Below are 6156 nucleotides of genomic sequence, written 5' to 3'. Positions count from 1 at the left end.
CCCATTGGTCGTTAGCCTGGCCGGAATGCCATAGGGAAGCCCGCTCTGTTTTCTTTTTGGGTAAGCTACTTAAATCTGGGATTCTTACCACACCACAAACCTAAAGGCCGGAGCCATAAGGATTTTTCTTTTTCCCTTCTATTCACCCTCAGGCCTGACACAGTTCAGCAAGCAGTCTCTTTTCCGACGAATAAACTAGGGTCATGAACTGAAAGGGGTCATTTTGCGCAATGATAACGGCGGCCAGTTCATAGCCCATTCCGTGCGTAACTTTTAAAAAAATCTCAGAGATCAAGCAGGAATTTATGCACGTTGCTACCCCTGAGGAGAACTCGTACATTGAAGCTTTCCACAGCATTCTAGAGCATGATGTGATTGAGCGCAATGTAGTTGATAGCTATTATGAATCGGCCGGCCGAAGCCGCGAAAGAAATGCTAGGGCGTTATTTTCCCATTACAATCGCACCGGCACCCCGGCAGCACCGGCTAAACCGTTCGATTGGCTTCGTAACACCCCAGCAAAAATGGGAAGAAGCGCAGGTAGTTTACGCCACAACCTTTTCAAAAAATCTGTCCAGTTAACAGGGGGCTAAGACGCAAGCCAGGTTTTTAATAAATAGAATGCATTCTCCTGACCGATCACTAAACGCTTACCTAATTATAGACAGACAAATGACTATATTCACTGATTGTCAATCAACAACCGGCTTCTGGTTTCTTTCCTTGTGCCCGTATGAACGACCGTCAGGCAGGTTCTTTTCCGATAGGGTCTCCGTTTTTAGTAAGCCTGCTTTGCTGGTTTATGCTATCAACGAGCGCGGCCCCGGCCCAGCAAACGACACTGCACCTAACGACGGATAGCCTGCATAAAGGCCTTCCGGGGTATTTTCTGTACCCCCGGCCGTGGCAGTTTCACGCTGGGGACAATCTGGCCTGGGTAGATCCATCGCTGGATGATCACTCTTGGCACTGGTTCAAAACGGGTAATAGTGTGGGTAATACGCCACCCGGCTGGCAGGGCATCGGCTGGTTCCGGCTCCACTTTACGCTTGATTCGGCCTTGGCTGGACAACCACTGGCGCTTCGTATCGCTCACATGGGGGCATCTGATATTTATCTGGATGGCCGACGCATTGGTGGGTTTGGCAAAGTTGGTCATTCGCTGGCTACCGAAACGACTTATATACCCGATAATGAGCTCGTTGCCTTTCAGGTGAATCACCCCGGTCCGCACGTACTGGCCGTTCGCCTGTCGGTATTTCATCAATACCTTACCCGGAAAGTGCGGCTTGGACAGGGGTTTCTGGCCTGGATTGGAACTCAGGACAAAATGACTACAGGCTTGCTGTATCGATCCCGGGCTAACGCGCTCAACCTGATTCCGGCCGCTGGCCCCGGCTTATTTGCTCTACTGCACTTATTTCTGTTCCTGTTTTATCCGGCGCGCAAGTCTAATTTGTACTACAGCCTTTGTTTGCTCTGTTTTGCAGTATGCTCCGTCTGCGTTTTTTTCGACAATATCGTCACCAATCCAGATACGCAGCGCGTCCTGTTTTGGTTGTTTTACTCCGGCAACGTAGCCATTCCCTTCCTGATGGTTGTGTTTACCTACTCCATCTGTTACTCCAGGCAACCCCGGCAGGTATGGCTTTTCGGTAGTATTGCGTTTCTGTTCCTGCCCACAAGCGTATTGTTTCCGGGCTTTGATACAAACCTTCTCTTCTGGTGTTTCATGAATGTTTCCATACTGGAAGTATTTCGGGTCATTAGCCTGGCTATGTACCGCCAACAGCCGTACGTCTGGCTCATCGGCGTAGGCATGCTGATCACGATTATTGCCGCGAGTCTTGCCCTTAACAGTGTGTTTGCCGCCCTTTGGTATAATCATCCGTATGGGTCAAGCATAACGATTGCGTTCGGATTTTTGTCGTTGCCACTTTGCACGTCGTTGTATCTGGCCAAGGACTTTGCCCGGACAAATATTAGCCTGGCCACTCAGCTTCAACAGGTCAGTGAACTGTCAGCTGAAAAGCTAAAACTGGTAGCCGAGCAAAATGTAGTCCTCGAGCAAACGGTACAGGAGCGAACCGAGAAGATTCAGCAGCAAGCCGACAAACTCCGGGAGATGGACGCCATCAAATCCCGCTTTTTTACCAACCTGGCTCACGAATTCCGCACCCCGCTGACCTTAATGCTTGGCCCGGCTGAACAGGTGCTCGCCGAAACGGGAGAACCCAAAACCAAACAGCAGGTTGGTCTTTTGCAACGAAATGCCCTGCGGTTGCTGCAGCTTATCAACCAACTGCTCGATCTGAGCAAGTTAGAAGCCGGCAAAACACAATTAACCCCTAGATCCGACGATATGGTGGGTTTGGTGAAGGGCACTCTGCTTTCCTTTGAGTCACTAGCCCATCAGAAACAAATCGCGCTTCAGGTTAAAGCTGATTGCGATACGCTGATAATGGACATAGACCGGGACAAGCTCGAAAAGATCCTCTACAATCTGTTCTCCAATGCCATTAAGTTCACGCCATCCGGGGGCGATGTGTTCGTTCGCCTAACGCATGAGGTCGTCAGGCAGGAACCCTGGGTTCAGCTGGTCGTTCAGGACACGGGCGTTGGTATTCCGGCCACCAAACTACCGTACGTGTTTGACCACTTCTACCAGGTCGATGCGTCTAACACGCGCGAGCAGGAAGGTTTCGGCATCGGATTGGCCTTGACCAAAGAACTGGTAGAACTCCACAGCGGCAGCATTCAAATCGAAAGTATCGAAAGCGTTGGCACGACCGTTACCGTCCGGCTACCCATCCGTCAGGAGCAGCCCGTTCAGGATGCCCTACCGCCGGTCTTACCTGCTTCGTATAGTGCAGTAACGACCATATCGACCCCGCTTCCTCCATCACCCCAAGCCGCCGATGCCCCCGAACTGCTGCTGATAGAAGATAATAACGAGGTGAGGGCCTTTATCCGCTCGTCGCTGGGCGGCATTTCGCCCAGCGATCAGTACCGGATTCGCGAAGCCGTCAATGGGGAGGAAGGTGTTCAGCTCGCTCAGGAATGGGTACCCGACTTAATCATCACCGATCTGATGATGCCAAAACTGGATGGCTATCAGGTTTGTCAGGCCCTCAAACAGGATGAGCGCACCAGCCACATTCCCATTGTGATGCTAACGGCTAAAGCCGACCTCGACAGTCGGGTTGAGGGCCTGCAAACGGGGGCGGATAGTTACCTGGCCAAGCCGTTTCACCAGCGGGAGCTACTGGCTCAGATCGCGAACTTAATTACCAGTCGTCAGCAGCTTCGGGAGCGCTTTAGCCGGGATAATCTCTGGGACAAGGGAATTACTTTACCTTCCCTAGAACAAGCCTTCCTGGACCGGGTGCGGACAGCCATCGACGCCCGGCTGGACGACGAAAGCTTCAGTGTCGATCAGCTGAGCGACGATATAGGCGTTAGTCGTACCCAACTCCACCGCAAACTCAAAGCACTCGTTAATCAATCGCCCGGTGATCTGATCCGCGTTGTCCGGCTACAACGCGCCCTGGACTTGCTGACCCGCAACGTAGCTACCGTATCCGAAGTGGCTTACATGGTCGGGTTTGGAAACCCAGCCAGCTTTTCCACTAGTTTCTCCCGGCACTTCGGCTACGCACCCAGCGAGGTCAAAAAGAACGTAGACACTTCTGTATCCTGATGCCCTCCGCAAGGCCACAAAAGGGCTTTAAAATTTACTAAAATGCAGCTATTGCAACGTTTTCGAACGCATTTGCAACGTACGCGAAAGCCGCTTATGAGTGGCTTGTTTTCCTTTGTAGTATCGGTTCACCAGTCCTAACCCGGGCAGTACCTCTTCTTACTCACAACATGGAAACTACGTCGAATTCACCTTACCGGGTAACGCCTTACCGGGTCTTTCTGGCCTACCTTCTGCTGACGTTCTACTGCTTCGGGGCGGGCATGATGAACGAGTTTGTTGAATACCTCAGCTACGCCGATCTGGGCCAATATGTGAGTCCAGCGCAGTTTGCCCGCTGGCATCAAGCCACTAGCCACAACGTACTCCTGTTTCTGGTACTACCCATCTTACTGGGCAACATAGCCTTATTGGCACTATTCTTCAACCGGCCAGCGAGCGTACCGAAATGGACGCTTTGGGTAGCGCTGACCTGTGCGCTGACGGCCTGGGCCTCGACGATTCTATTTCAGGTGCCTATCGAGCAGCAGTTCGATCAGGGGCACTTCAGCCCGGCCCTGATGGCGCGCTTATGGCAAACCGACTGGATTCGTAAAACGGCCTTCTTCGTGGAAATTGGCGTCGTCATTTTCATGGCGGTCTGTTTCCTACGGTCAGTAAATAAGCGACCTAGCGTATCGAACGCTGATCTGGTCACGCAGTAGTATAATGAGCTCATTATCAAATCTTATCCGATTTTCGCTGACAAAATAGTAGGTTAGCTTTATCCATCTACTCAACCCCTGAAACTGGTCCATCATGCACGTTATCCAACACGTCCCCTGCCCGGCCTTAGCGCCCTACGTGGCTTCTTACTGGGAAATTAAGCATGACTTACCGCTCGACGTAACCATCGCTGTTCCCTTTGGCTGTACCGGCCACTCTCACTTTGTATTCTGTCTGGAAAGTCCGTTTCAGTGCTACTCACAGGCACAGCAACAACTGGAAGTCTGTGAAAGTACCGTATTTGGACTTTTTGGCATACCCATGACCAAATACTTCAATGGGCCAACGCTGGGCATTGTTGTTGATTTTACGCCCACCGGCCTGCAGGCCTTATGGCAACTGCCGGTTCAGGAACTCAGCGAGCAGAGTGTTGACCTTACGGCTATGATCACCAGCGGTATACGGGCACTAACGGATCAAATGCGCGAAGCCCGCACGACACCCCAGCGGTTCGCCCTGCTGGAGGGGTTTCTGCTCCGGCGACTGGCCCGTGCTAACCGGATCAAGCAGTGGCAAACGGACGGGCGAATCGAAGCAGCTGTTGCATTGATGCAGCACCAACCTGGTCAGATCAGCTTGAATCAGTTAGCTTATACTCTGAATAGCTCCGAACGGACATTTCGCCGACGGTTCACGCAGGTGGTGGGTGTTTCGCCCAAGTATTTCCTACGGATGCAGCGGTTCATGCATACCCGTCGCTGGCTGAAGCAGCAGTCCCGGCCCAACTGGCAGGATTTGGTCACGCTGAACGGGTACTACGATCAGGCGCACTTAATTAACGAGTTCAACTACTTTACGGGTACATCGCCCCGACTTTACGAGCAAGTGTCGGCAGGCCTGCACGATATTCTCTACGGGTAGTCTTTGAGCGATCGGGCTAAAATGGCCGTTTTTTCCAATCCTGCTGCCAAAGCCCGAGGGAAATTTGCAAATCAGTGTAGCTATTGCCAGTTGCTTCACTCACCGGGTAGTTCACACGCTCCAACTAATCAACCTGATACGGTTATGAAACAACGAATCCCCTTTAGTATTTGCCTGATTGCCCTGGCCACCCTATCGTTCATTGCTCCGCCTAATCCATTAGTCGGACGCTGGCAACATCTGTACAAAGGAGCTACTGCGCTGTTTGTTTTTCGAGCCGACAGTACATTCGATGTGTTTATCAACGGCAAAGCGTTTACCCACGGAACGTATTTCGTCCGAAAGGATACTATGGGGATGGCAGACGTCAGTTGCAACCTGGCTTACTACGGTACCTACAAAATGGGCTTTTATGCCCCCGATTCGGTCCGCTTCAACACCATTGCCGATACCTGCAAGGGGCGTAACGGAGATCTGCACAACTTCAGCGTTGGCCGGGTCAGTCCAGACCGGGCTAGTAAAGCCAAACCCTGAAGGAGGTATTGCAAAAATGAGTTAAACCCACAGACACACCCATCATGAAAAAAGCCAACGGCAAAGCCTTCAGCAGTGGGAGGTATTACGTTCGGCAGGACACCGTGGGTATTTTGGGTGGAAGCTGCAACCTGAAATACTCTGGCACCTACAAAATGAGCTTTTTTGCTCAGGACTCGGTACGGTGGACCGTCATTCAGGATACTTGTGGCGGACGAAGAGGAGGGACAAACAAGGGCACTCCAGGAAAGATTAAATCGGACGGTGCAAAGTGAACAGCCACGTTTTCAGTAGTA

6 protein-coding genes are annotated in these 6156 nt (G+C 51.8%); all 6 read left to right on the top strand.

What is annotated here, in order from left to right; all coding sequences use genetic code 11:
- The first annotated feature begins 305 nt into the window (after positions 1–305).
- The 6 genes from FH603_RS11245 to FH603_RS11220 all read left to right on the top strand — a co-directional run bounded on the left by FH603_RS11245 (position 306) and on the right by FH603_RS11220 (position 6135).
- The gene (locus FH603_RS11245; RefSeq protein ID WP_186737588.1) at positions 306–593 is read left to right on the top strand and encodes a hypothetical protein; all 288 of its coding nucleotides are present in this window, start codon (positions 306–308) and stop codon (positions 591–593) included.
- A gap of 140 nt (positions 594–733) precedes the next feature.
- Positions 734–3700: an ATP-binding protein gene (locus tag FH603_RS11240; RefSeq protein ID WP_186737587.1), complete on the top strand. Its 2967-nt coding sequence runs from the start codon at positions 734–736 to the stop codon at positions 3698–3700.
- 170 nt (positions 3701–3870) lie between these two features.
- Positions 3871–4404, top strand: a complete 534-nt coding sequence (locus tag FH603_RS11235) for a hypothetical protein (protein ID WP_186737586.1) — start codon at positions 3871–3873, stop codon at positions 4402–4404.
- 94 nt (positions 4405–4498) lie between these two features.
- The gene (locus FH603_RS11230) at positions 4499–5326 is read left to right on the top strand and encodes a helix-turn-helix domain-containing protein (RefSeq protein ID WP_186737585.1); all 828 of its coding nucleotides are present in this window, start codon (positions 4499–4501) and stop codon (positions 5324–5326) included.
- A gap of 144 nt (positions 5327–5470) precedes the next feature.
- A complete protein-coding gene (locus FH603_RS11225) occupies positions 5471–5860 on the top strand; it encodes a hypothetical protein (RefSeq protein ID WP_186737584.1) in 390 nt (129 codons plus the stop codon).
- Positions 5861–5904: 44 nt separating this feature from the next.
- Entirely contained in the window at positions 5905–6135 is a 231-nt protein-coding gene (locus tag FH603_RS11220; RefSeq protein WP_186737583.1) for a hypothetical protein, read from the top strand.
- The last annotated feature ends 21 nt before the right edge of the window (positions 6136–6156 follow it).

Source organism: Spirosoma utsteinense (assembly GCF_014282275.1).
Lineage (GTDB): Bacteria > Bacteroidota > Bacteroidia > Cytophagales > Spirosomataceae > Spirosoma > Spirosoma utsteinense.
The sequence above is the reverse complement of the archived record's forward strand: the minus strand, read 5'-3'. Positions and strand labels throughout refer to the sequence as shown.